Raw genomic sequence first — 24862 nt, forward strand, 5'->3', positions numbered from 1 at the left:
GGGGCTCACCGGGGGCGGGCGGGGACGCGTGCGCGGGCCCGTGAGGGAGGGGCCGGGCGACACGCCGGGCGGACGGGGGGTGCCGGTGCGGTGGCGCCGGGAGGGGCGTCCGGGGCGGGCGGGGGCCGGGGCGGCGCACGCTCTACGGTGGGTGGATGCCGTACTTCGACGCCGCGTCCGCCGCCCCGCTGCACCCCGTCGCCCGTCAGGCGCTGCTCGCCTCCCTGGACGAGGGGTGGGCGGATCCGGCCCGGCTGTACCGGGAGGGGCGGAAGGCCCGGCTGCTGCTCGACGCGGCGCGGGAGGCGGCGGCGGAGGCGGTGGGCTGCCGCCCGGACGAGCTCGTGTTCACTCCTTCGGGGACGCGCGCGGTTCACGTGGGGGTCGCCGGGGCGCTCGCGGGCCGCCGGCGCGTCGGGAACCGGCTCGTGGTGTCGGCGGTCGAACACTCCTCCGTGCTGCACGCGGCCGGGACGCACGCGGCGGCCGGCGGGACGGTGTCCGAGGTGCCGGTGGACCGGACGGGGGCGGTGGACGCGGCGGCCTTCGCGGCGGCGCTCGACGGGGGGACGGCCCTGGCGTGTCTCCAGTCGGCCAACCACGAGGTGGGGACCGCGCAGCCGGTGGCCGAGGTCGCCGAGGCCTGCCGGGGGATCGGCGTGCCGCTGCTCGTGGACGCGGCCCAGTCGCTCGGCTGGGGTCCGGTGGAGGGCGGCTGGTCGCTGCTCGCGGCGAGCGCGCACAAGTGGGGCGGCCCGGCGGGGGTGGGGCTGCTCGCCGTGCGGAAGGGGGTGCGGTTCGCCCCGCAAGGCCCCGCGGACGAGCGGGAGTCGGGCCGGGCGCCGGGCTTCGAGAACCTGCCGGCGATCGTGGCGGCGGCGGCCTCGCTGCGGGCGGTCCGGGCGGAGGCGGCCGCCGAGGGGGCCCGGCTGCGGGAGCTCGTGGACCGGATCCGGGCGCGGGTGCCGGAGCTGGTGCCGGACGTGGAGGTGGTGGGCGATCCGGTGCGCCGGCTCCCCCACCTCGTCACCTTCTCCTGTCTCTACGTCGACGGGGAGACGCTGCTGCACGAGCTGGACCGGGAGGGTTTCTCCGTTTCGTCCGGTTCCTCGTGCACGAGTTCGACGCTGACGCCCAGCCATGTGCTGCGCGCGATGGGGGTGCTGAGCGAGGGGAACGTCCGGGTGTCCCTGCCGGCCGGCACCCCGGCGGAGGACGTGGACCGCTTCCTCAACGTGCTGCCGGGGGTGGTGGCGGGGGTGCGGGAACGGCTCGGCGCCCCGGCCGCGCCCGCCGCGGCCCCGGCGGCCGGTCCCGGCTCCCTGGTCGTGGACGCGCTGGGGCGGCGCTGCCCGATCCCGGTGATCGAGCTGGCGAAGGTGATCGGGGACGTCCCGGTGGGCGGCACGGTGACGGTCCTGGCGGACGACGAGGCGGCGCGCCTGGACATCCCGGCGTGGTGCGAGATGCGGGGCCAGGAGTACCTGGGCGAGGAGCCGTCCGAGCGGGGCGGCGTCGCGTACCTGGTGCGCCGGACGTCCTGACCGCGCGGGCCCGGGGCGTCCCGGGCCCGGCGGGGGCGGGGTCAGGCCAGGTGGGCGTGGACCTCGGCGGCGGCCTCGTCGCCGTACGCCTTGGTGAAGCGCTCCATGAAGTTGGCCCGGCCCAGGGTGTACTCCTGGGTGCCCAGGGTCTCGATGACGAGCGTGGCCACCATGCAGCCGACCTGCGCGGCGCGCTCGTGGCCGACGCCCCAGGTCAGACCGGTGAGGAAGCCGGCCCGGAAGGCGTCGCCGACGCCGGTCGGGTCGACCTTGGCCGTCTCCTCGGGGCAGCCGACCTCGATCGGGTCCTCGCCGACCCGCTCGATGCGCACGCCGCGCGAGCCGAGGGTGGTGACGCGGTGGCCGACGCGGGAGAGGATCTCCGCATCGGTCCAGCCGGTCTTGGACTCGATGAGGCCCTTCTCGTACTCGTTGGAGAAGAGGTAGGTGGCGCCGTCCAGGAGGGTGCGGATCTCCTGGCCGTCCATGCGCGCGATCTGCTGCGAGAAGTCCGCGGCGAAGGGGATGGACCGGGTCCGGCACTCCTCCGTGTGGCGGAGCATCGCCTCGGGGTCGTCGGCGCCGATCAGGACCAGGTCGAGGCCGCCCACGCGGTCGGCGACGGCCTTGAGCTCGATCAGCCGGGCCTCGCTCATCGCTCCCGTGTAGAAGGAGCCGATCTGGTTGTGGTCCCGGTCCGTGGTGCAGACGAAGCGGGCGGTGTGCAGGACTTCGGAGATGCGGACCGAGGAGGTGTCGACGCCGTGCCGGTCGAGCCAGGCCCGGTACTCGTCGAAGTCGAAGCCCGCGGCGCCCACCAGGACCGGACGGCTGCCGAGCTGCCCCATGCCGAAGCAGATGTTCGCGGCGACGCCTCCCCGGCGCACGTCCAGGTTGTCCACGAGGAAGGAGAGGGAGACCGTGTGCAGCTGGTCGGCCACCAGCTGGTCGGCGAACCGGCCGGGGAAGGTCATGAGGTGGTCGGTGGCGATGGAGCCGGTGACTGCGATACGCACGGCGGGCGCTCCTGCGGGAAGGCGGTAATGACAGTTCACGCTACCCGCTGGGGGCGGCCCTGCCGAACAGTGGAAACTACCCCAGAGTAGGTCTTTTCTCCGCGGGCCGGTGGTGCGTACGGTGCGCCCATGAGTCTCTACCCCGCTCCCCGTGAGCGACACGAGTCCGAGCTGAGCCTGGCGCAGCTGCGCGGCGACGGCGTCCGGATGGCCCCGCACTGGGTGGCCCCGGTGGAGCCGGAGTCCGCTCCGGTCTCCCCCGCCCTGATCAACGGCGTGGTGGTGCCGGCCGCCTCGGCCCGGCTGATCGCCGCCACCGCCGAGTACGGCGGCTGACGGAACCGTCCGGGCTCCCGCTCCGTCCCACCGGTGTCTTCGCACGGAGACGACCCAGGGCCGAAGGAGCTGAGCCGTGAGCGGTACGGAGAACGGTCGGAGGCGGCGGACGCTGCTCACCGCCTCGGTGGCGGCGGGCGTGCTGCTCGCCGGGGGCGGCGGGGTGTACCTCGCCACCGCGGCGTCCGGCGGCGGCGCGGACGGCGCGAGCCGGTCCGCCGACGCGGCCGGAGCCCCGTCGCCCCCGCGCCCGGGGAGCGACGGGAGTACGGACGGCGGTGCCGGGATCGCGCCCGGCGAGCCCGACCCGGGCGGCGGTCCGCGAGGGACCGTCTACAAAGCCAAGGGCCCACTCCCCCAGGGGCCCTCCTCGGCCGCGGTCCACCGGCCGGAGGGCCTGGTCACCTCGGCGGAGGTGACCAGGCTGGCCGATGCGCTCGGCCTCTCCGGGCGCCCCGTCCTGGCCGGTGACGTCTGGTCGATCGCGCCCGAGAAGGACGGCTCCGGGCCGCGCCTCGACGTGGCGCGGAAGGCGCCGGGGAACTGGACGTACTCCTGGTACGAGGGCGGTCCGGTCGGCGACACCTGTCTCAAGGGCAAGGCGTGCCCGCCGCCCGGGGAGACGAAGCCCTCGCGCGGCGGCTCGCCGGTGAGCGAGGCGGCGGCGAAGGCCGCGGCGGCCCCCGTCCTGAAGGCGATCGGCCAGGACGACGCGAAGGTGACCGCCGCCCAGGTGATGAACGGGTCCGTCCGGGTGGTCAACGCCGAGCCGGTGGTGGGCGGCCTGCCGACCTACGGCTGGTCGACGGGGCTGCACGTCGAGCCGGACGGCCGGGTATCCGGCGGCAGCGGGATGCTCAAGGAGCCGGCCGAGGGCGACTCGTACCCCGTGGTCGGGGCGGCGAAGGCGCTGGCGGAGCTGAACGAGGAATCCAAGGGCACGGGCCCGATCGGCATCGGCGGCTGCGCCACGCCCGTCCCGAACGGGGAGCCGGGGGCGGACGCGCCGGGCGCCGGGAAGCCGGGGGCGGACGTGCCGAGTGCCGGGAAGCCCGGGGCGGACGTGCCGAGTGCCGGGAAGCCGGAGGTCCCGGGGGCCGGGAAGCCCACGGGTGAGCCCGTTCCGCCCTGTCAGTCGCCCGCCGACCAGGGCCCGCCGGTCGAGGTGCCGGTGACGGGCGCGGTGTTCGGTCTCGCCGCGCGGGACGCGGACGGCGAGCGGCTGCTCGTACCGGCGTGGCTGTTCACGGCGGATCCGGTGGACGCGGCGCCGCACACGGTGGTGCGCACGGCGGTCGAGGAGCGGCAGCTGGCGCCGCCGGCGTCGACCCCGCCGGTGCCCGACGAGAGCCCGGCGCCGTCCCGGCAGATCCAGTCGTACAAGCCCGGGGACGACGGCCGGAAGCTGACGGTCGCCTTCTGGGGCGGGGTGTGCAGCACGTACGGGGTCACGGCGGAGCAGACCCCGGAGCGGGTCGTCCTGCGGATCGAGGAGTCCACGCCCGATCCGGACCGGATGTGCGTCGCCATGGCGGTGGAGGTGGTCCTGACGGTGGACCTGGACGCCCCGCTCGGCTCGCGGCCGGTGGTGGACGGGGCGAGCGGCGAGGCGGTGCCGCGCCGCTGACGTCCCCGTACACGCGTGAGGGCGGGCCCCGGAAGGAATTCCGGGGCCCGCCCTCGTTCACGCGTACGACTTAGCTGAACGAGTCGCCGCAGGCGCAGGAGCCCGTGGCGTTCGGGTTGTCGATGGTGAAGCCCTGCTTCTCGATGGTGTCGACGAAGTCGATCGAGGCACCGCCGAGGTACGGGGCGCTCATGCGGTCGGTGACGACCTTGACGCCGTCGAAGTCCTTCACGACGTCGCCGTCGAGCGAGCGCTCGTCGAAGAAGAGCTGGTAACGCAGGCCGGAGCAGCCACCGGGCTGAACGGCGACGCGCAGGGCCAGGTCCTCGCGGCCTTCCTGGTCGAGGAGGGCCTTGACCTTCGCCGCGGCGGCGTCGGACAGGAGGATGCCGTCGCTGACAGTGGTCTTCTCGTCCGATACGGACATCTGCTTCTCTCCCGGTGTGTACGGAGACTGCTTGCCGACGGTGGAAACCGACGGTGCCCCGGATTCATTCCGGGCCGAGTGGGGTTTTCCTTCTTTCATGCTCGCACACCCTGTCCAGCCGCGCGGAAGGCGAATTCGTCACATCGACACTATGGACATCGTCAACGTGACGTGAAGGGGTTATGATAGATAGCGTCATTTAGACGAAAAGGTTCCCCGAAGAAAGGGTGCGTGACGTGACCACGGCCCAAACCCGTCATGAGCTCGACGTTCAGCCGACGCCGCTCGCCCTCCTCCTGCTCGGCCGCGAGGCGGACCCGAAGAGCGAGCGCGGTGTGGAGTGCCCCGGCGATCTGCCGTCACCCTCCGACCCCGACCTCGTGGAACGCGCCCGCGCGGCCAAGGAGAAGCTCGGGGACAAGGTCTTCGTGCTCGGCCACCACTACCAGCGCGACGAGGTCATCCAGTTCGCCGACGTCACCGGCGACTCCTTCAAGCTCGCGCGCGACGCGGCCGCCAAGCCGGAGGCGGAGTACATCGTCTTCTGCGGCGTGCACTTCATGGCGGAGTCGGCCGACATCCTCACCGGCGACGAGCAGAAGGTCGTCCTGCCCGACCTCGCAGCCGGCTGTTCGATGGCCGACATGGCCACCGCCGAGCAGGTCGCCGAGTGCTGGGACGTGCTGACCGAGGCCGGGATCGCCGAGCAGGTCGTGCCCGTCTCGTACATGAACTCCTCGGCCGACATCAAGGCCTTCACCGGCAAGCACGGGGGCACCATCTGCACCTCGTCCAACGCCGAGCGGGCCCTGAACTGGGCGTTCGAGCAGGGGGAGCCCGGCACAACAAAGGTGCTGTTCCTGCCGGACCAGCACCTGGGCCGCAACACCGCCGTCCGCGACATGGGCATGTCCCTGGACGACTGCGTCCTGTACAACCCGCACAAGCCGAACGGCGGCCTGACCGTCGAGCAGCTGCGCGACGCCAAGATGATCCTGTGGCGGGGGCACTGCTCGGTGCACGGCCGGTTCTCGCTGGAGTCGGTCGAGGACGTACGGGCCCGCATCCCCGGGGTGAACGTGCTCGTGCACCCCGAGTGCCGGCACGAGGTCGTCGCCGCCGCGGACTACGTGGGCTCGACCGAGTACATCATCAACACCCTGGAGGCGGCCCCGGCCGGTTCCAAGTGGGCGATCGGCACGGAGCTGAACCTCGTCCGGCGGCTGGCCAACCGGTACGCCGACCAGGGCAAGGAGATCGTCTTCCTCGACAAGACGGTCTGCTTCTGCTCGACCATGAACCGCATCGACCTGCCGCACCTGGTGTGGGCCCTGGAGTCCCTGGCCGAGGGCAAGCTGATCAACCGGATCGAGGTCGACAAGGAGACGGAGAGCTTCGCGAAGCTGGCCCTGGAGCGGATGCTGGCGCTGCCGTAACGATTCACCCGGTACTCCCGCACCTACCGGAGTCCGTACGCCGAAGGGCGCCCCGCGCGTGTCGCGGGGCGCCCTTCGGCACGTGCCGGGTCCGGCTCAGTCCAGGAGGTCCAGCAGGCTCGCGTCCAGCGGCGAGACGTCCGGCTGCTCCGCGTTGTGCGCCATGTCGTCGTCCTTCGCCTTCTTCTTCGCGGCCCGCTTCTCCGCCTTCCTCTTCGCGCGGCGCTCCTTGCGGAGCTCCACCATCGCGTAGAGCGTCGGGACGAGGAGCAGGGTCAGCAGCGTCGAGGTGACCAGACCGCCGATCACGACCACGGCCAGCGGCTGGGCGATGAAGCCGCCCTCGCCGGTGATGCCGAGGGCCATCGGCAGCAGGGCGAAGATCGTCGCCAGGGCGGTCATCAGGATCGGGCGGAGCCGGTGCCGGCCGCCCTCGACGACCGCCTCGACGACGCCGAGGCCCCGCTCCCGGTACTGGTTGATCAGGTCGATCAGGACGATCGCGTTGGTGACGACGATGCCGATGAGCATCAACATGCCGATCATCGCCGGGACGCCCATGGCGGTGTCGGTGACCACCAGGAGGCCGATCGCGCCGGTCGCCGCGAACGGGATCGAGACCAGCAGGATCAGCGGCTGGACCAGCGACCGGAAGGTCGCGACCAGCAGCATGAAGACGATCGCGACGGCCGCGAGCATCGCGAGGAACAGGTTGAGGAAGGCCTCGTTCTGGTCCTCGGAGACGCCGCCGATGGTGGCGGTGGCGCCCGCCGGCAGGTCGAGCGCGTCGATCTCCGACTGCAGGGAGGCGCTGACCGCGCCGGTGTTGTCGCCGACCGGCTTGGCCGTGATCGTCGCGGCGCGGGCGCCGTCGATCCGGGTCATGGAGACCGGGCCGGGGACCAGCTCGACGACGGCGACGTCACCGAGCCGCACCGGGCCGAGGGGCAGCGCCTTCAGCTCGGCGAGCGTGGTGGCGGGCTTCGCCGAGGTGATGAGGACGTCCCGCTCGCTGTCGTCGAGGGTCGCCTTCGCGGCCGGGGTGCCCCGGACGGCCTGGGCGACGGCCATGCCGAGCGAGGCGGAGTCGAAGCCGGCGTCGGCCGCGGCGGGCTTCGCCGTGACGGAGACGCGCGGGACGGACTGCGAGAGGTCGCTCTGGACGTCGGTGACGTCCTCCATGCCGGCGATCGCGGCCCGGACCTGCTCGGAGGCCTTCTTCAGGACCTCGGCGTCGGCGGCCTTGACGACCACGCTCAGGTCCTGGCTGCCGAAGCCGTCACCGGCCGCGAGGGTGGTGTCGCCGATCCCGTCGAGGCCCGCGAGCCCCTTCTGGAGGGCGTCCCGCGTCTTCTCGTACGAGGCGGACTCCTCCAGGCTGATCTGGTACGAGGCCTGGTTCGCGCCCGTGCCGCCGCCGAAGGCCGCCATGAAGCCGGACGAGCCGACGGTGACCTGGTAGTCCTTGACACCCTCGGTCTCCGCGAGGAGCTTCTCGACCTTCTTCGCGGCCTCGTCGGAGGCGCTCAGGGAGGTGCCGGGAGCCAGCTCCTGTTTGATGCTGAGGACCTCCTGCTCGCCCTGGTCGAAGAAGTTCGTCTTCAGGAGCGGGGTCATGCCGAGGGTGACGACCAGGACGGCGAACGCGATGCCCAGGCTGGCGAGCCTGCGCCGGGTCGCGAACCGCAGGACCGGCACGTACAGGCGCTGGAGGCGGCTCTTCTCCTCCGCCTCCTCGGCCTTCCTGCGGGCCTCCGCCAGGTCCTCCGGCGTGCCCTCGGGGGCGCGCAGGAACCAGTACGAGAGGACCGGGACGACGGTCAGGGAGACGAGCAGCGAGGCCAGCAGGGCCGCCGTGATCGTCAGCGAGAACGAGGCGAACAGCTCGCCGACCATGCCGCCGGTCAGGCCGATCGGCAGGAAGACGGCGACGGTGGTGAGGGTGGAGGAGGTGACGGCGCCCGCCACCTCGCGGACCGCGGTGAGGATCGCCTCCCGGCGCTCCTCGCCGTAGCCGAGGTGGCGCTTGATGTTCTCCAGGACCACGATCGAGTCGTCGACGACCCGGCCGATGGCGATGGTGAGCGCGCCGAGCGTCAGCATGTTGAGCGAGAGGTCGCGGGTCCACAGCACGATGAGGGCGAGGACGACCGAGAGCGGGATGGAGACCGCGGTCACCAGGGTCGAGCGGACCGAGGTGAGGAAGACCAGGATGACCAGGACGGCCATGACGAGGCCGAGGGCGCCCTCGGTGGTGAGGCCGGAGACGGCCTTGGCGACGGCCGGGCCCTGGTCGGAGACGACGGTCAGCTCGGCGCCGGCGCCGAGGTCGCGGCGCAGCTCGGGGAGCTTCTCCGCGACGGCGTCGGAGATCGCGACGGCGCTGCCGTCCTTGTCCATGGTGGCCGTGACGGCGAGGCTGGGCTTGCCGTTGGTGCGGGTCAGGGAGGTGCGCGGGGACTCCTCCTGGCGGACGGTGGCCACGTCCGCGAGGCGGACGGCCCGGCCCTTGCCGGGGGCGGCCGCCGGGATGCGCAGGTCCTCGATCTGCTTCAGGGAGGTGTAGCCGCCGCCGACCTGGATCGTGCGGCTCTTGCCGTCCTCGGCGAAGGAGCCGGCCGGCATCGTGCCGCCGCCGGCGCGCAGGGCCTCGGCGAGCCGCATGGTGCTGAGCCCGGCGGCGGCGAGCTTCCGCTCGTCGGGGGTGACGGAGACCTGGAGGTCCTGGACGCCGCTGACGGAGACCTGGCCGACGCCCTCGATGTCCTGGAGGGCGGGCACGACGGTCCGGTCGAGGAGGTCCGCGAGGGCCTGCGGGTCCCTGTCGGAGGCGGCGGCGAGGACGACGGTCGGGATGTCGTCCGTGGAACCGGCCACGACCTGCGGGTCGACCGTGTCGGGGAGCTGGGCGCGGGCGCGGTTCACGGCCTGCTGGACGTCGGCGACGAGCTGCTTGGTGGACTCGTCGCCGTAGTCGAAGGAGGCCATGACGAGGGCCATGCCCTCGGAGGCGGTGGAGGTGACCGACTTCAGGCCGTCGACGGCCTTCAGGTTGTTCTCCAGGGGCTCCACGACCTGCTTCTCGACCACGTCGGGCGAGGCGCCCTGGTACGGGGCGAGGACCGAGACCACGGGCAGCTCGATCGAGGGGAACAGCTGCTGCTTGAGCTGCGGGATCGCGATCGCTCCGAACACGAGCGCGACGATGGACGTGAGCCCGATCAGGGCCCGTTGCGCGAGGCTGAATCTGGACAGCCAGGACATGGGATGGGGTCTCTCTTCCGTGGCGTACGCGTCGGCGGTGGGGAGCGGCCGGAACCGCGGCCTTCGACCGACCCGAGACGCCCCCGTCCATACGATCGGCCATGCGCCGCCGGAATTCCTCGGCCCCCGGGCGCACTTCCCCACGCCGCGCGTACCGCGTCTGGAGTACGCCCGCGGCCGGGGTCACTCCACCCTCGGGCGTACCAGTCCCGACTCGTAGGCGGTGACCACCAGCTGGGCCCGGTCGCGGGCGCCGAGCTTGGCCATGGTCCGGTTGACGTGGGTCTTCACGGTGAGCGGGCTGACGTCGAGCCGCCGGCCGATCTCGTCGTTGGACAGGCCGCCCGCGACGAGGACGAGGACCTCGCGCTCGCGGGCGGTGAGCGCGACGAGGCGCTCGGAGCGGGCCCGGACGCCCTCGCCCGCGGCGCCCGCGCCGTCGTCCCGGGCGCCCTGGGCGAGGAAGGTGGCGATCAGGCCCTTGGTGGCGGCCGGGGAGAGCAGGGCCTCGCCGGCGTGGGCGATCCGGATCGCGCCGAGCAGCTCCTCCGGTTCGGCGCCCTTGCCGAGGAAGCCGGAGGCCCCGGCGCGCAGCGACTGCACGACGTACTCGTCGACCTCGAAGGTGGTCAGCATGACGATCCGCACGCCGGAGAGGGCGGGGTCGGCGGTGATCGCGCGGGTGGCGGCGAGGCCGTCCGTGCCCGGCATCCGGATGTCCATCAGGACGACGTCGGGCCGTTCGGCGCGGGCCAGCTCGACGGCCCGGGCGCCGTCGGCGGCCTCGCCGACGACCTGCATGTCGGGTTCGGAGTCGACCAGGATCCGGAAGGCGCTGCGCAGCAGGGCCTGGTCGTCGGCGAGCAGCACCCGGATCGTCATGTGTCCTCTCCCTCGCCCTCCCCGGTGCGGGGGGCCACGGGCAGTATCGCCTGGACGCGGAAGCCGCCGCCGTAGCGGGGTGCGGTGGTCAGGGTGCCGCCGAGGGCGCCGACCCGCTCGCGCATCCCGAGGAGGCCGTGGCCGCCGGCCGGGGGGCGGGCGGGGGCGGGGGCGGGCGGGCCGTTGTCGAGGACGGTGATCTCGACCGTACGGCCCACCCGCACGACGCTGACCTCGGCCTCGGCGTCCGGTCCCGCGTGCTTGCGCACGTTGGTCAGGGCCTCCTGGACGATCCTGTAGGCGGCCAGGTCGACGGCGGCGGGCAGCGGCTTCTCGCCGTCGGTGCGGGCCAGGGCGACCGGGAGGCCGGCCTTGCGGAAGCTGTCGAGCAGCCCGTCGAGGACGGCGAGGCCGGGGGCGGGCTCGGTGGGGGCCTCGGGGTCGCCGGACTGGCGCAGCAGGCCGACGGTGGCGCGCAGCTCGTCGAGGGCGGAGCGGCTGGCCTCGCGGACGTGCGCGAGGGCCTCCTTGGCCTGGTCGGGGCGCTTCTCCATGAGGTGGGCGGCGACGCCGGCCTGGACGCTCACCAGGGCGATGTGGTGGGCGACGACGTCGTGGAGGTCGCGGGCGATCCGCAGCCGCTCCTCGGCGACCCGGCGCCCGGCCTCCTCCTCGCGGGTGCGTTCGGCGCGTTCGGCGCGCTCCCGGATGGCGTCGACGAAGGCCCGCCGGCTGCGGACGGCGTCCCCGGCGGCGGCCGCCATGCCGGTCCAGGCGAAGACGCCGAGGTTCTCCTGCGCGTACCAGGGGGTCGGGCCGAAGACCATGGCCGCGGCGGTGAGCACCGTCATGGTGGCGAGGCCGACCCGCCAGGTGGTGGGCCGGTCGGTGCGCGCGGCGACCGTGCAGAGCGCGACGACGACGCTCATGGCGATGGGGGCGGGTCTGGTGTCGTCGACCAGCTCGACGAGGGCGACCGACACGGTGAGGCAGAGCACGGCGAAGGGCCTGCGGCGGCGCCACACCAGCGCGACGGCCCCGGCGACCATGAGCAGCACGCTCCACGCGTCGGGCGCCCGGTCCCCGAACGTGGGCCCGCTGGGACTGCCGTGCGGGTCGGTGAAGGACCCGGCGACCATGCAGCCGAGCACCCCGAACGCCAGCACCGCGTCGAAGGCGAGCGGATGCGCCCGGAACCATCCGAGAAGCCGCCGAGCGGAAAGACCGCCGACGGCGGATCCGGTGGGAGTCACGGGAGGCAACGGTACGGGGCGGGGGGCGGTGACCGGGCCGCCGGGCCCGGAGGCGGGACCTGTGCCCCGGGCTCGGGGGCCGGGGGTCAGGGGCCCGGGGGCCAGAGGCCGGGGCCAGGGCTCAGGGTCCGGGGGCCGGAAGCCCGGTGGCCGGGGAGCCGGGCCCGCGACCGGGCCACCCGCTCCGGGGCGGGCAGGGACGGGGTCCGCGGTACGGGCCCGGGGGGCCGAAGGCGGAGGGTCCGGGTGTCCGGGATCGGGCCGCCTGCTCCGGGAGGGGCACGGATGGGGGTCCGGTACGAGCACGGGGCCGGAGGCCAAGGGGGCGGGGGCCCGGGGGTTCGGAGCCCGGGCGTTCGGCTCGGGGTCGTGGGGCCGCCGGGGCCGGCAGCGCGAAGGTCCCGGACCCCGAGGGGGCCGGGACCTTCGAGGCGAGAAAGGGTCAGCCGGGGATGAGGCCGTCGTCGGAGAGCATCTTCCTGACTTCCTCCAGGCTCGCGTCCGGGGCCGGGAGGATCAGTTCCGAGGGTTCCAGGACGTCGTCGGGGAGGGGATCGCCGAGGCGGCGGACCGCGTCGAGGAGGGCGCCGAGCGTGCGCCGGAAGCCGGTCGTGTCGCCGGTCTCCATCTCCGCGAGCAGTTCGTCGTCGAGCCGGTTCAGCTCGACGAAGTGGCTGTCGGCCAGCTTCCACTGGCCCTCCCCCATGATCCGTACGATCATGACGCGTCCTGTCTTCCGGAGAACCGAGGGCTACTTCTCGAAGCGCGGGTGGGACTGCTGCTGGTTCTGCTGCTGCGGCGCCGCCGTGCCGTTGCCGCCCTCCAGCGCCTGCTGCTGCGCCGACGGGCCCCCGGCCAGCTCGGCCTTCATCCGCTGGAGCTCCAGCTCGACGTCCGTGCCGCCGGAGAGCCGGTCCAGCTCCGCCTGGATGTCGTCCTTCGCGAGCCCGGACTGGTCGTCCAGGGCGCCCGAGGCGAGCAGCTCGTCGATCGCGCCGGCGCGCGCCTGGAGCTGGGCGGTCTTGTCCTCGGCCCGCTGGATCGCCAGGCCGACGTCGCTCATCTCCTCCGAGATGCCGGAGAAGGACTCCGCGATCCGGGTCTGGGCCTGGGCCGCCGTGTAGGTCGCCTTGATCGTCTCCTTCTTGGTGCGGAAGGCGTCGACCTTGGCCTGGAGACGCTGGGCGGCGAGGGTGAGCTTCTCCTCCTCGCCCTGGAGCGTCTGGTGCTGCACCTCCAGGTCGCTGACCTGCTGCTGGAGCGCGGCCCGCCGGGACAGCGCCTCGCGCGCCAGGTCCTCGCGGCCGAGCGCCAGCGCCTTGCGGCCCTGGTCCTCCAGCTTGGCGGACTGGCCCTGCAGCTGGTTCAGCTGGAGTTCGAGCCGCTTGCGGGAGGTGGCGACGTCGGCGACGCCCCGTCGCACCTTCTGCAGCAGCTCCAGCTGCTTCTGGTAGGAGTAGTCGAGCGTCTCGCGCGGATCCTCGGCCCGGTCAAGGGCCTTGTTCGCCTTCGCGCGGAAGATCATCCCCATACGCTTCATGACACCGCTCATGGGCTTCGCGCGCCCCCTTCTGACGGACTCGGCTCCAGCTCTTCAACAAGGTCCACAGTACGGGCCCCGACTCCATTACCGCACTGTTCGGAGCGGGATGCGCTCCTCCCCAAGGACGACTGCGTGCGGCGTCCCCTCCCGCGCAGGGAGTAGACGGAGTCCGGGGAAACCCGTGGCCTTCCCCCGTACGTACCGCCCAAGACGCAGTCCGTTAGCGGATCGTTCCCGCCCGGCATGGGGTTCATGCCCCCTACCCCGTACCCTTGGGTTTTGTGTTCCGTAGCCGTTCGAAGGACGAGAAGGCCCCCACCGACAAGGTGACGGCGGACCTCTCCACCCAGCAGCCCCGCGACCCCGAGGCCCCCAAGGGCCGCCCGACACCGAAGCGGAGCGAGGCGCAGTCCCAGCGCCGTCGCGCCTCGACGGTGCCGCTCGACCGCAAGGAGGCCGCCAAGCGCCAGCGCGAGGCACGCCGCTCGGACCTGGCCCGTCAGCGCGAGGCGTTGGCCAGTGGCGACGAGCGTTACCTGCCGGCCCGTGACAAGGGTCCGGTGCGCCGCTTCGTGCGCGACTTCGTCGACTCGCGGTTCGCGATCGCCGAGTTCTTCCTGCCGATGGCCGTGGTGATCCTCGTGCTGTCGCTGTTCGGCAACGCCAACCGGGCGCTGCAGAACATCTCGCTGCTCCTCTGGCTCGGCGTGATCATCCTGATCGTCATCGACTCGATCGGTCTGTGGATCCGGCTCAGGAAGCAGCTCAACGCCCGCTTCCCGAACGAGCCGAAGCGCGGAGCCGTGGCCTACGGTCTGATGCGTACGCTCCAGATGCGCCGACTGAGGCTGCCGAAGCCGCAGGTCAAGCGCGGAGAGCGACCCTGAGCGCCGACCGCTCGGAGTTCGGCGGCCCCCCGTTCGAGGGGTCCGCGTCGGAGGCGGCCGCTCCCGTGCTGCCCGCCGTCGCGCACTGGCCCGCCGGGACCGGCGGGCTGCGCGACACCATCCGTCAGGAGATCGTCGCGCGCCAGCTCGACGAGCAGATAACCGGCCGCTACCCCGTGGGGCAGCGGCTGCGGATCCTCGACGCGGGCATGGGGCAGGGCAACCAGGCCCTGCGCCTGGCCAGGGCCGGTCACACCGTGACCGGCCTCGAAGCCGATCCCGACCTCCTGAAGGCGGCCCGCGAGTCGCTGGCGACGGAGCCCGCCGGGATCCGCGAGCGGGTCCGGATGATCGAGGGCGACGGGCGCGAGACCGGGGTGCACTTCCTGCCCGGCAGCTTCGACGTAGTCCTCTGCCACGGCGTCCTCATGTACGCGGACGAGCCGGACGCGCTGCTCGCGGGCCTGGCCCGGATGCTGGCCCCCGGGGGGCTGCTCTCCCTGGTGGTGCGGAACGCCGACGCCCTGGCCATGCGGCCGGGGCTCGCCGGGGACTGGGCGGGGGCGCTCGGGGGCTTCGACTCGGACGTCTACACCGACGACGACGGGGTGAAGGTGCGGGCCGACCGGCTCGACGCGCTCACCTCGACGCTGGCGGGGATCGCGGCGCCGCTGCACGCCTGGTACGGGGTGCGGGTCTTCACGGACGGCGTCCCGGCCGAGGTGGGCCTGCCGGCCGCCGACGAGCTGGACCGGCTGTTCGCGGCCGAGGAGCGGGCGGGCCGTACGGATCCGTACCGGCGGATCGCGGCGCTGCTGCACCTGTGCGGGGTGCGGGGGTAGCGGGACCCCGGGAGCGGTGGGGCCCGGACGCCCCCTGATCGGGTGCGCTCGCCGGGCCCGGGACGGGGAGGAAACGGATACTCCGGACATGGACGTATCCCGTGCCCCTGCCCGTACCCGCCGCATCCTCCTTCCCCTGGCCGCCGGGGCCTGCGCCGCCGTGCTCGTCGGGGGGTGCTCCTCCGCCGGGGAGGCGGGCGGTCCCGAGCGGTCGACCCGGGCGGTGGCGCCGCGCTCCGCCAACGCGCTGGAGGACGACTACCGGGCCGTCATCAAGGACGTCCTGCCGTCGGTCGTGCAGATCGACGCGGCGAACAGCCTCGGCTCGGGGGTCGTCTACGACGACAAGGGCCACGTCGTGACCAACGCGCACGTGGTCGGCCAGGAGAAGAGCTTCAAGGTCACGGCGGCCACCGGCGGGCAGCCGGTGACGGCGCGGCTCGTCTCCACGTATCCCGAGCAGGATCTCGCCGTGATCCGGCTGGAGAACGTGCCGCAGGGGCTGAAGGCGGCGAAGTTCGGGGACTCCTCCGCCGTCGACATGGGGCAGATCGTGCTCGCGATGGGCTCCCCGCTGGGTCTCTCCGGGAGCGTGACCCAGGGGATCGTCTCGGCCACCGGCCGGACGGTCAGCGAGGGGCGGGCCGGCGGGGGTACGGGGGCGACCATCGGGAACATGGTGCAGACGTCGGCCGCGATCAATCCGGGGAACAGCGGGGGCGCCCTGGTGAACCTCGCCGGGGAGGTCGTCGGCATCCCGACGCTGGCGGCGTCCGACCCGGAGATGGGCGGCGGCTCGGCGCCCGGCATCGGCTTCGCCATCCCCGCGTCGATGGTGCGGACGGTCGCGGACCAGATCATCAAGGACGGCAAGGTCACGGACTCGGGCCGGGCGGCCCTGAACATCACCGGGCGCACGGTCCTGGACGACGACTACGAGCCGGCGGGCGTCGCCGTGGTCGAGGCTCCGGCGAACGGGGCGGCGGGCCGGGCGGGCCTGAAGCCGGGCGACGTGATCACCCGCCTCGGCGACACGGACATCACCACGATCACCTCCCTGTCGGAGGCCCTGGCCTCCCGGAAGCCGGGCGAGAAGGTCCAGGTGACGTACGTGCGGGGCACGGAGACGGCGAAGACGGAGGTCACCCTGGGCGAGATGTGACGCCCGGCCTCCCCCGGCGGCACCGACACTCCCGTCCACGCCACCGACTCGTGCGGGCCGCCGTGAAGCCATGGGGCCACCCCGCGAAACCCTCGGCCGGGAGCCCGTGGGGCACCTCGCACGCGGGGCGCGGGGCCAGCGGCCCCGGAGGCCGAGAAGGGTGCGGGGCCCGTCGGCCCAGGGTCCGAGAGGGCACGGGACCCGTCGATCCGAGGCCCAAGGGGGCACGGGCCCTTCGGACCCGGAGCCCGAAGGGGCGCAAGCCTCGTCTCGCCCCCGGCGCTCCAGAGCGCGCAGGTCCCATCGTCCCTGGCGCCCCGGAGGGCGCGGAGCCCGTCGGTCCCGGGGCTCAAGGGGCCGGGGACCGGGAGGGCGCGGGGCCCGCAGGGGCCCCGCACCCCCCGTCGCCGGGCGCCCTAGCCCTCCGCGTTCAGGGGCATCGGGCCGTAGATCTTCGTTCCGTCCTCCGAGAGGGTGACCTGGTCGGCGCCGCCGCCGAGGAGGTCACGCCAGTGCTCGCCGATCCAGCTCTCCGCGTCGCCCTGGGTGGTGAACTCCTCGGGGGTCACCACCGGCTCGACCTCCGTGCCGTCGGACTTCTCGAACCGCCACGTCCATGCCATGTCCGCCTCCTGGCGCTCACCGGATGATCGGTTTCCTGCCCGCAGCGTAGCCGGGCGCGCACGCCTCGCGGCGGCGCGGGAGGATCTGAGGGTGGAACTGACTCTGCTCGGCACCGGCGCCCCGCTCGGCCTCCCCCGTCCCGACTGCCCCTGCGCCGTGTGCGCGCTCTCCCGGGGGCCACGCGCGCGTGCCGCGACCGCGCTGCTCGTGGACGGGGCCCTGCTGCTCGACCTGACCCCGGGGGCCGCCCTCGCGGCGGCCCGGTCGGGGCACTCGCTCGTGGGCGTGCGGCAGGTGCTGCTCACGCATCCGCACGACGGGCCGGCCGTGGAGCTGCCGGCCGGTCTCCCGACGGCCGGGCGGGTGCCGGACGGACGCGAGTTGACGCTCATCAGCGGGCACCGGGTGCGGGCGGTCGCGATGGACTCCCCCGGCACGGGCTACGAGGTGACCTCGGCGGACGGCGAGCGGCTGCTGTACCTGCCGCCCGGCGGGGCCCCGGCGGGGCTCGGGGACGACCACCGGGAGCCGTACGACGTGGTGGTGGCCGACGTGACGGGCCGTCCGGACGGGCTGGCCCGGATGCGGGCGTCCGGGGCCGTCGGCCCGGCCACGGACGTGATCGCGGCGCACCTGGACCACGACGTGCCGACGGGCGCCGAGCTGGACCGGCGGCTGGCGGCGGCGGGGGCCCGGGCGGTGCCGGACGGGGCGACGCTGTACACGGGCGAGTACCACGAGGTGCCGGACGTGCCCCGGCGGACCCTGGTGACCGGCGGGGCCCGCTCGGGGAAGTCGGTGGAGGCCGAGCGGCGCCTGGAGACCTTCCCCGAGGTGCTGTACGTGGCGACCGGCGGGACCCGGGAGGGGGACCCGGAGTGGGCGCAGCGGGTCGGGCTGCACCGGGAGCGGCGGCCGGGTTCGTGGCGTACCGCCGAGACCTGCGACCTCGTACCGCTGCTGGCGGAGGACGGGCCCGCGCTGCTCGTCGACTGCCTGTCGCTGTGGCTGACGCACGCCATGGACGAGGTGGGCGCCTGGGACGACGAGGCGTGGGCGGACGGCGGGGAGAAGGCGCTGCGGGAGCGGACGGCGGAGCTGGTGGCGGCGGTGCGGGCGACGCGCCGCACGGTGGTGGCGGTGACGAACGAGGTCGGCTCGGGCGTGGTGCCCGCGACGGCGGCGGGGCGGCGGTTCCGGGACGAGCTGGGCCGGCTGAACGCGTCCTTCGCGGACGAGTGCGAGCAGGTGGTGCTCGTGGTCGCGGGCCGGCCGCTCGTCCTGCGCGGGTAGGGTGCGAGCACCGATGGCCCTCGCTGATGTGTTTCAAGGCGGAACCGTGAACCTGGACGACTTCTCCGATCTGATCGAGCGCCCCGACGGGGGGATACGGCGTGACGCCGAGGAACGCCGGGAGCGGCTCGTCGTGCCGCCGGGGGCGCTCGGCCGCCTCGACGAGCTGGGCGAGTGGCTGTCCGCCGCGCAGGCCTCGGTCAAGGTGCGGGCGATCGAGCAGCCGAAGGTCGTCCTGTTCGCGGGCGACCACGGGGTGGCCTCGCTGGACGTGTCGGGGCGCCCGGCGGGCACCGCGCACGAGCTGGTGCGGGCGGTCCTGGACGGGGCGAGCCCGGTGGCCGTCCTGGCCCGGTCGATGCGCGTGCCGGTGCGGGTCGTGGACGCCGGTCTGGACTGCGACCCGGAGCTGCTGCCCGCCGAGGTCGTACGGCACCGGATCCGGCGCGGCAGCGGCCGGATCGACGTGGAGAACGCGCTGACGTCGGAGGAGACCGGGGCCGCGGTCCGGCTGGGCGTCGCGCTCGCGGACGAGGAGGCGGACTCGGGCACCGATCTGGTGGTGCTCGGGGACCTGAGCGTCGGCGGCACGACCCCGGCGTCCACGCTGATCGCGGCCCTGTGCGGGACGGACGCCTCGGTGGTGACCGGCCGGGGCGGCGCGGGGATCGACGACCTGGCGTGGATGCGCAAGTGCGCGGCGGTCCGGGACGCGCTGCGGCGGGCCCGGCCGGTCCTCGGCGACCAGCTGGAGCTGCTCGCGGCGGTCGGCGGCGCGGACCTGGCGGCGATGACCGGCTTCCTGCTCCAGGCGTCGGTGCGGCGGATGCCGGTGATCCTGGACGGCGTGGTGGGGGCGGCCTGCGCGCTCGTGGCGCAGCGGGCGGCGTTCCGGGCGCCGGACTGGTGGCTGGCGGGCCAGGTGAGCGGCGAGCCGGCGCAGTCGAAGGCGCTGGACCGGATGGCGCTCAACCCGTTGCTCGACCACGGCGTCCATGTGGGTGAGGGAACCGGGGCACTGCTCGCGCTCCCCCTGGTCCAGGCCGCGGCGGCGTTCGCCGCGGAGCTGCCCGAGCGTCCGGATCCGACCACTCCGGACGACGGGGGCGACACCCCGGGAACCCCCGGGGCCTGACGGGGAGGACGGCGGACTCACATCGTCTCCGGGGCGGCCGTACGCGACGCGCGTGCGGCCGCCTCCGGCGTCGCCGCACGGCAAGCGGTGCCCCATATGATCGCTTTTCATGGGAGAGGTCCGTTTGTCCGCCGAAGGAGCGCCCCGGGGCACCACCGCCCGTTCGCGGCGCAGCGCCGCGTTCGCCGTCTGGTACCTGCGCGTCGTCACGTTCATCAATTTCCTGAGCGCCGTCTGGGTCTCGTTCGGACAGGACCTGCGCCGCCACAACGAGGACGACTACTTCACCCCGTACCTGCTCACGGCCGGTTTCGCCTCGGGGCTGTTCACCCTCTTCCTGGCGATCACCATGCGCCGCCGCAAGCGGGCCGCGTGGATCCTGAACCTGGTGCTCGGCGGGCTCTTCCTGCTGCTCTTCGCGCTGGTGATGCTCTTCCCGGAGATCCGGCAGCACGCCCAGAACTGGGTCTCGCTGGTCCTGACCGGCGCCTTCGTCCTCGCGCTGCTGCTCGGCCGCAAGGAGTTCTACGCGAAGGGCGACCGCTCCAATCCGCTGCTCGCCGCGGTGGTGGCGGTCGGCGGGCTGCTCGTCACCTCGCTGCTCGCGGCCGTCCTGGTGACCGTCACCAACGACTCCCCGGGGCACTCCACCTTCGTGGACCGCTGGCGGTACGGCCTGATGCGGCTGGTCACGCTGGCCTCGGACGACTCGCGGTTCCCGGGGATCGACACCCCCGGCTGGGTGGACGTCACGATCAACGTCCTGTCCACGCTGCTGCTGGTCGCGGTGCTCTTCGCCGCCTTCCGCTCCCGCCGGGCCGTCGACCCGCTGACCGAGAAGGACGAGGAGCGGCTGCGGGCGCTGCTCGACAAGCACGGGGACCGCGACTCGCTGGGCTACTTCGCGCTGCGCCGCGAGAAGAGCGTGGTGTGGTCGCCGAGCGAGAAGGCGGCCGTCGTCTACCGGGTGGTGGGCGGGGTGTCGCTCGCCTCCGGCGATCCGATCGGGGACCCCGAGGCCTGGCCGGGCGCCATCGAGCCCTGGCTGGCCGAGGCGCGCGAGCACGGCTGGATCCCGGCGGTGATGGGCGCGGGCGAGGAGGCCGGGACGATCTACGCCCGGCACGGCCTGGACGCCCTGGAGCTGGGCGACGAGGCGATCGTGGAGACGGACGAGTTCACGCTGGACGGGCGGGCCATGCGGACCGTCCGGCAGGCCTTCAACCGGGTCAAGCGGGCCGGGTACGAGGTCCGGATCCGGCGCCACGAGGACATCCCGGCCGAGGAGATGGCCGCGCTGGTGCGCAAGGCGGACGACTGGCGGGACGGGGCGACCGAGCGCGGCTTCTCGATGGCGCTCGGCCGGCTCGGCGACCCAGGGGACGGCCGCTGCGTGATGCTGGAGTGCACCGACGCCGAGGGCGAGCTGCGGGCGCTGCTCTCGTTCGTGCCGTGGGGGCCGAAGGGCCTCTCGCTCGACCTGATGCGCCGTGACCGGGAGTCCGAGAACGGTCTGATGGAGTTCATGGTCATCGAACTGCTCCAGCGCGCCGAGGAGATCGGGATCACTCAGGTCTCGCTGAACTTCGCGATGTTCCGCTCCGTCTTCGAACGCGGCTCGAAGCTCGGGGCGGGGCCGGTGCTGCGGATGTGGCGTTCGCTGCTCAGCTTCTTCTCCCGGTGGTGGCAGATCGAGTCGCTGTACCGCGCCAACGCCAAGTACCGACCGATCTGGGAGCCCCGATTCATGCTCTTCGAGAAGAGCGCCGACCTGTTGCGCATCGGCCTGGCCGCCGGGCGGGCCGAGGGCTTCCTGGAGGCCCCGGGACTGCCGAAGTGGCTGCACCGCAGACACCTGGAGGGCGGGCGTTGAGCGGGACCTCCCGGGGCGGATCCTCCCGGGAAGGGGCCACCCGGGAAGGGACCTCCCGGGGCGGTGGCGTCCGGGGGTTCGCCCGCCGCGAGTGGGGGCCGCTGTTCACCACCGTGCGGACGGCGCTCGTCACGCGGCGGTGGCGGGCGATACCGATGACGCTGGCGGCGGTCTGCCTGACGGCCCTGTTCCAGGTGGTGCAGAACCAGGACTGGGGCTACGGGCCGGTCCACGACATCGGTTTCGTCCGGGCCGAGGACCCGCTCTGGCTCGCGCTGCTCCGCACCCCCCTCTCGCTCTTCGTGCCCGCGCTCGACCTGCCGGTCTGGGGCGCCCTCGCACAGGTGCTGCTGGTGTTCGGGATCGCCGAGATCTGCCTCGGACGCCGGCGGACGCTCGCCGTCGCCTATCTGGCGACGCTGGCCGGCACGCTCTACGCGCGCGTGGGCATCGCGATCGGCCCGCACAGCCCGTTCGGCCTGCCCGCGTCCGACGCCCTCGTGGTCGACACCGGCCCGTCGGCGGCCGTGGTCGGCCTCGCCGTCTACGTCTGTTGGCGGTACCGCGCCTACTGGACCGGCGGCCTGGTGGTCCTCGCGATGGTCGTGGAGGTGGTCGTCAAGCCGAACCTGGCGGGCAAGGAGCACCTGGCGGCCATCGCCGCCGCCCTCGTCCTGATCGCGGTCGTCTCCTGGCGGGAGCGGCGTCAGGGCGGGGTCGAGCCGGGCCCCGAGACGCGCTCCTGGAAGCCGCCGATCAGGTCCTGAAAGCGGCGGCGCACCTTGGTCCAGCGCCGGTCGTGGCGGTACGTGCGGAGCCGGGAGCGGGCCCTGGCCCGGTGGCGGCGGCGGTAGAAGCGCTTGGACCACCAGGAGCCGGGGCGGGCGAGCCGGACGGCGCCGACGAGCGCCACGAAGGGGACGAAGACCCCCATCACGGCCATCCGGAACTTCCCCTTCACCAGACTGACCAGGATGAAGAGGAAGTTGAGCACGATGGTGGCGATGAAGGCGGCCCGGTCCTGGCGCTCGTCCTCGGACACGTCGTTCACACCGAGCGGGGAGAAGCCGCTCAGGGCGAGCATGACCAGGGCCGCGGTGAGCACCACCACCTCGACGCTCTTGCGGCCGTCCTCGCTCCAGTACACGTCGTCGAGGTGGAGGATCAGCGCGAACTCGTCCAGGACGAGCCCCGCGCCGACCCCGAAGACGACGGCGAAGACGGCCGCGCCGACGCCGTGCCGGCCGCTGCCCACCGCGCCGAAGCCGCCGACCACGGAGAGGACCACGCCGGGCACGACATGATGGATGTGGAGCCCTCCCGAGGAAACGTTTCCGAAGGGCCCCTTCCCCGCCCGGATGAGACGGGTGATGGTCCGGGTGACCAGGAACGTCACGACAAATGAGGTCAGGGCGAGGAGCAGCGGGAGCTTCCCCGGTTCGAGGATGTTCCGCGAGAACCAGTGACCCATGCCACCCCCTTCCGAAATGGGCGTTATGCGCAATCTACCGCCCGGAACCGGCGATTACCCTGCCCGGATGGACGGCCTGCGTTTCGCCTTCGGCACCCTCACGGTGCTCCCCGCCCGCATCACCCGCTGGGACCGGGACGCGGCGCGCGCCGGGATGCTCTGCGCCCCGCTCGCCGGGCTGACCGTCGGTCTGGCCTCGGCCGCGCTCGGCGGGGCGTTCCTGCTGCTCGGCTCGGGCCCGCTGCTCGCGGCCGTCGTCACCGCCGCCGTCCCCGCCGTCCTCACCCGTGGCCTCCACCTCGACGGCCTCGCCGACACCGCCGACGGCCTCGGCAGCGCCAAGCCGGCCGAGGACGCGCTGCGCATCATGAAGCAGTCGGACATCGGCCCGTTCGGCGTGATCGCCGTCGTGCTCGTCCTGTTCGCCCAGGTCGCCGCGCTCTACCGGCTGTACGGGGAGGGCTGGGCGCACGGGGCCGTCGCCGCCGTCCTGGCCGCCACCGTCGCCCGCCTCGCCCTCACCCACGCCTCCCGCCACGGCGTCCCGGCGGCCCGCCCCGAGGGGCTCGGCGCGATCGTCGCCGCGACGGTCCCGGTCCGCTCCGCGACCCTGGTGACGGCCGCCTTCCTGGTCCTGGCCGCCGGGGCGGGCCTGCTGCTCTCCCCGTACGACGCGGTCCGCAACGTCCTGGCGGCCGGTGCCGCCCTGGGCGCGGCGGCGCTGCTGCTGCGCCGGTGCGTGCGCCGGTTCGGCGGGGTCACGGGCGATGTGTTCGGGGCGGTGGAGGAGGCGGCGGCGACGGCGGCCCTGATGGCGCTGACGCTGGGCTGACCGGCCTCAGCAGGGCTTGCGCCAGACCCCGAGCTCGTACTTCTTGAGCATGGAGTCGAGGCCGAGCCGCCGGGACTGCGGGCAGAACCGCGCGGTCGTCAGCTCGTACTCCACGTGGAAGACGGCCTTGCCGGCCTTCACGAACGGGGTGAGCCGGTCGCACTCGTCGTACTGGGCGCACTGCTCGTTGACCGCGAAGTCGAAGTCCGGGAGGAGCTCCGGGATCTGGTCGAGGTCGTTCTTGAGGCCGACCGCGAGGCCGCGCTCGTGGGCGAGGCGGGCGATCAGGCGGTTGTAGCGGAGCTGGTCGGCGGCGGTGAGGGGGAAGCCGGTGCGGTTCTTGTAGCCGTCCATGTTGTCGGGCTCGACGGCGTCGAAGCCCTTGTCGCGGCACATGTCGAGGCGTTCGGCCATCAGGGGGCCGAGGACGTCGGTGCGGCGGACGTCGAGCCAGCGCTCGCCCTCCCAGCCGTTGCCCCGGCCGAGCACGGCCTTCGGGAAGCGGTCGGCGTCCGGGCGGAAGTCCTCCCAGGCGCCGGTGGAGAGGTAGCAGATCACCTTGCGGCCCCGGGCGTGCAGGTCCCGCACGGCGGACGCCGGGTGGTCGAAGCCGTCGATGTCGTACACGGGGACGTCGACCGTCGGGTCGAGCCGGCCGCTGAGCTGCCACTGCCAGGCCAGGCCGGGCGCCGGGCGCCAGCGCTCGGCGGCCCGCTTGGCGTCGGGGGGAGGGGCCGCCGTCGTGCAGGCGGTGGCGAGGAGCAGCAGCCCCGCGAGCAGGGGCGCCAGGCGTCTCATCGGGCGGGCTCCAGGAGGTGCGGGAGGGTGCCCCAGGGGTGCGCGCCCGTGCCGGGGACGGCGCAGTGCACCGGGGTGGCGGGGCGGAATCCGGCGGGGGCGGCGTAGACCAGGTGGCAGTAGTGGTCGGCGACCGGCAGGTCGAGGGTGCGGTAGGTGTCCCAGGGGCCCTCGAAGGTGACGAGCAGGTCGGCCTGGGCCTCGTAGCCGGGGTCCGGGTGGGCCCCGTGGTTGAAGACCAGGGTCGCGGCCCCGGCGGCCCGGGCGCCGACCGCGATCCGGCGGTAGTGGGCGAGGGCGCCGGGCGCGGTCGCCACCTGGTCCAGGAAGGCGCCGTCGGTGGCGTACCAGTCGCGGTGGCGCAGCAGTTCGCCGACGACCTCGGCCTGCGGGCGGCGCCCGTAGGCCGTGTCCACGTAGCCGAGGACCCGGACGCCGGCCGTCCGCAGCCGGGCGGCCGCCCCGGCGAACGCCGGGTCGGGGGCCGGGCCCGCGCCGCTCGCCGGGTTGAGGACGACGCCGTACAGGGAGGGCGCCGCGTCGACCAGCGCCGCCCAGGCGTCGGGTCGTTCGGCCGGGTGCTCGTAGAAGGGCACCAGGAGGGACGAGGTCGTCAT

The 24862-nt window shown here is 73.8% G+C and carries 23 protein-coding genes; 12 read left to right on the forward strand and 11 right to left on the reverse strand.

Annotated elements, in window-relative coordinates:
• Positions 1-155 precede the first annotated feature (155 nt).
• Positions 156-1544, forward strand: a complete 1389-nt coding sequence (locus ACIQD7_RS13020; RefSeq protein WP_402441596.1) for a cysteine desulfurase/sulfurtransferase TusA family protein — start codon at positions 156-158, stop codon at positions 1542-1544.
• Between the two features lie 41 nt (positions 1545-1585).
• On the opposite strand, the gene ACIQD7_RS13025 is transcribed toward ACIQD7_RS13020, so the two are convergent.
• Entirely contained in the window at positions 1586-2560 is a 975-nt protein-coding gene (locus tag ACIQD7_RS13025; RefSeq protein WP_402441597.1) for a carbohydrate kinase family protein, read from the reverse strand.
• A gap of 129 nt (positions 2561-2689) precedes the next feature.
• Between ACIQD7_RS13025 and ACIQD7_RS13030 the strand changes: the two genes are divergently transcribed.
• Together ACIQD7_RS13030 and ACIQD7_RS13035 are read left to right on the forward strand one after the other, a co-directional pair.
• Positions 2690-2896: a hypothetical protein gene (locus tag ACIQD7_RS13030; RefSeq protein ID WP_402441598.1), complete on the forward strand. Its 207-nt coding sequence runs from the start codon at positions 2690-2692 to the stop codon at positions 2894-2896.
• A 76-nt stretch (positions 2897-2972) separates the two neighbouring features.
• Complete coding sequence (locus ACIQD7_RS13035; protein WP_402441599.1) at positions 2973-4523, forward strand: hypothetical protein; 1551 nt, start codon at positions 2973-2975, stop codon at positions 4521-4523.
• 70 nt (positions 4524-4593) lie between these two features.
• On the opposite strand, the gene ACIQD7_RS13040 is transcribed toward ACIQD7_RS13035, so the two are convergent.
• Positions 4594-4950, reverse strand: a complete 357-nt coding sequence (locus ACIQD7_RS13040; RefSeq protein WP_015033024.1) for an iron-sulfur cluster assembly accessory protein — start codon at positions 4948-4950, stop codon at positions 4594-4596.
• Positions 4951-5186: 236 nt separating this feature from the next.
• Here ACIQD7_RS13040 and nadA point away from each other — a divergent pair, with 236 nt between their 5' ends.
• Positions 5187-6386 carry a quinolinate synthase NadA gene (gene nadA, locus ACIQD7_RS13045; RefSeq protein WP_402441600.1) on the forward strand — a complete coding sequence of 400 codons (1200 nt, stop codon included), beginning with the start codon at positions 5187-5189 and terminating at the stop codon, positions 6384-6386.
• A 96-nt stretch (positions 6387-6482) separates the two neighbouring features.
• Here the strand turns inward: nadA and ACIQD7_RS13050 are convergent, their stop codons facing one another.
• The 5 genes from ACIQD7_RS13050 to ACIQD7_RS13070 form a co-directional block, all read right to left on the reverse strand.
• Positions 6483-9650: an efflux RND transporter permease subunit gene (locus ACIQD7_RS13050; protein ID WP_402441601.1), complete on the reverse strand. Its 3168-nt coding sequence runs from the start codon at positions 9648-9650 to the stop codon at positions 6483-6485.
• A 183-nt stretch (positions 9651-9833) separates the two neighbouring features.
• A complete protein-coding gene (locus ACIQD7_RS13055) occupies positions 9834-10532 on the reverse strand; it encodes a response regulator (RefSeq protein WP_402441602.1) in 699 nt (232 codons plus the stop codon).
• Positions 10529-11785 carry a sensor histidine kinase gene (locus tag ACIQD7_RS13060; protein WP_402441603.1) on the reverse strand — a complete coding sequence of 419 codons (1257 nt, stop codon included), beginning with the start codon at positions 11783-11785 and terminating at the stop codon, positions 10529-10531. The genes ACIQD7_RS13055 and ACIQD7_RS13060 overlap by 4 nt, the downstream gene beginning before the upstream one ends.
• A gap of 442 nt (positions 11786-12227) precedes the next feature.
• Positions 12228-12506, reverse strand: a complete 279-nt coding sequence (locus ACIQD7_RS13065; RefSeq protein ID WP_402441604.1) for a hypothetical protein — start codon at positions 12504-12506, stop codon at positions 12228-12230.
• Positions 12507-12536: 30 nt separating this feature from the next.
• Positions 12537-13337, reverse strand: coding sequence for a PspA/IM30 family protein (locus tag ACIQD7_RS13070; protein ID WP_121828447.1), 801 nt, complete (start codon positions 13335-13337; stop codon positions 12537-12539).
• A 272-nt stretch (positions 13338-13609) separates the two neighbouring features.
• On the opposite strand from ACIQD7_RS13070, the gene ACIQD7_RS13075 reads away from it, so the two are divergent.
• From ACIQD7_RS13075 to ACIQD7_RS13085, 3 genes are all read left to right on the forward strand, one after another.
• On the forward strand, positions 13610-14215 hold the full coding sequence (locus tag ACIQD7_RS13075) for a DUF3043 domain-containing protein (protein WP_053640362.1): 606 nt from the start codon (positions 13610-13612) through the stop codon (positions 14213-14215).
• 65 nt (positions 14216-14280) lie between these two features.
• Entirely contained in the window at positions 14281-15057 is a 777-nt protein-coding gene (locus tag ACIQD7_RS13080; protein WP_240449839.1) for a bifunctional 2-polyprenyl-6-hydroxyphenol methylase/3-demethylubiquinol 3-O-methyltransferase UbiG, read from the forward strand.
• An 88-nt stretch (positions 15058-15145) separates the two neighbouring features.
• Positions 15146-16219, forward strand: a complete 1074-nt coding sequence (locus tag ACIQD7_RS13085) for a S1C family serine protease (protein WP_121828446.1) — start codon at positions 15146-15148, stop codon at positions 16217-16219.
• A gap of 416 nt (positions 16220-16635) precedes the next feature.
• Here the strand turns inward: ACIQD7_RS13085 and ACIQD7_RS13090 are convergent, their stop codons facing one another.
• Entirely contained in the window at positions 16636-16842 is a 207-nt protein-coding gene (locus tag ACIQD7_RS13090) for a hypothetical protein (RefSeq protein ID WP_030205728.1), read from the reverse strand.
• Positions 16843-16933: 91 nt separating this feature from the next.
• On the opposite strand from ACIQD7_RS13090, the gene ACIQD7_RS13095 reads away from it, so the two are divergent.
• The 4 genes from ACIQD7_RS13095 to ACIQD7_RS13110 all read left to right on the forward strand — a co-directional run bounded on the left by ACIQD7_RS13095 (position 16934) and on the right by ACIQD7_RS13110 (position 21911).
• The gene (locus tag ACIQD7_RS13095; protein ID WP_402441606.1) at positions 16934-18136 is read left to right on the forward strand and encodes a bifunctional adenosylcobinamide kinase/adenosylcobinamide-phosphate guanylyltransferase; all 1203 of its coding nucleotides are present in this window, start codon (positions 16934-16936) and stop codon (positions 18134-18136) included.
• 46 nt (positions 18137-18182) lie between these two features.
• The gene (cobT, locus tag ACIQD7_RS13100) at positions 18183-19271 is read left to right on the forward strand and encodes a nicotinate-nucleotide--dimethylbenzimidazole phosphoribosyltransferase (protein WP_402441607.1); all 1089 of its coding nucleotides are present in this window, start codon (positions 18183-18185) and stop codon (positions 19269-19271) included.
• A 109-nt stretch (positions 19272-19380) separates the two neighbouring features.
• Positions 19381-21144, forward strand: coding sequence for a phosphatidylglycerol lysyltransferase domain-containing protein (locus ACIQD7_RS13105; RefSeq protein WP_402441608.1), 1764 nt, complete (start codon positions 19381-19383; stop codon positions 21142-21144).
• A gap of 101 nt (positions 21145-21245) precedes the next feature.
• Positions 21246-21911 (forward strand): hypothetical protein, encoded by a 666-nt coding sequence (locus ACIQD7_RS13110; RefSeq protein WP_402442336.1) that lies wholly within the window; start codon positions 21246-21248, stop codon positions 21909-21911.
• Here ACIQD7_RS13110 and ACIQD7_RS13115 read toward each other — a convergent pair.
• Positions 21851-22615, reverse strand: coding sequence for a hypothetical protein (locus ACIQD7_RS13115; protein ID WP_402441609.1), 765 nt, complete (start codon positions 22613-22615; stop codon positions 21851-21853). The genes ACIQD7_RS13110 and ACIQD7_RS13115 overlap by 61 nt on opposite strands.
• A gap of 25 nt (positions 22616-22640) precedes the next feature.
• Here ACIQD7_RS13115 and ACIQD7_RS13120 point away from each other — a divergent pair, with 25 nt between their 5' ends.
• On the forward strand, positions 22641-23447 hold the full coding sequence (locus tag ACIQD7_RS13120) for an adenosylcobinamide-GDP ribazoletransferase (RefSeq protein ID WP_402441610.1): 807 nt from the start codon (positions 22641-22643) through the stop codon (positions 23445-23447).
• Positions 23448-23453: 6 nt separating this feature from the next.
• Here ACIQD7_RS13120 and ACIQD7_RS13125 read toward each other — a convergent pair whose 3' ends face one another.
• Together ACIQD7_RS13125 and ACIQD7_RS13130 are read right to left on the reverse strand one after the other, a co-directional pair.
• Positions 23454-24245, reverse strand: coding sequence for an endo alpha-1,4 polygalactosaminidase (locus ACIQD7_RS13125; RefSeq protein WP_402441611.1), 792 nt, complete (start codon positions 24243-24245; stop codon positions 23454-23456).
• Positions 24242-24862 carry a spherulation-specific family 4 protein gene (locus tag ACIQD7_RS13130; protein ID WP_402441612.1) on the reverse strand — a complete coding sequence of 207 codons (621 nt, stop codon included), beginning with the start codon at positions 24860-24862 and terminating at the stop codon, positions 24242-24244. The genes ACIQD7_RS13125 and ACIQD7_RS13130 overlap by 4 nt, the downstream gene beginning before the upstream one ends.

Origin of the sequence: Streptomyces sp. NPDC093071 (assembly GCF_044754545.1) — a bacterium.
Taxonomy (GTDB): domain Bacteria; phylum Actinomycetota; class Actinomycetes; order Streptomycetales; family Streptomycetaceae; genus Streptomyces.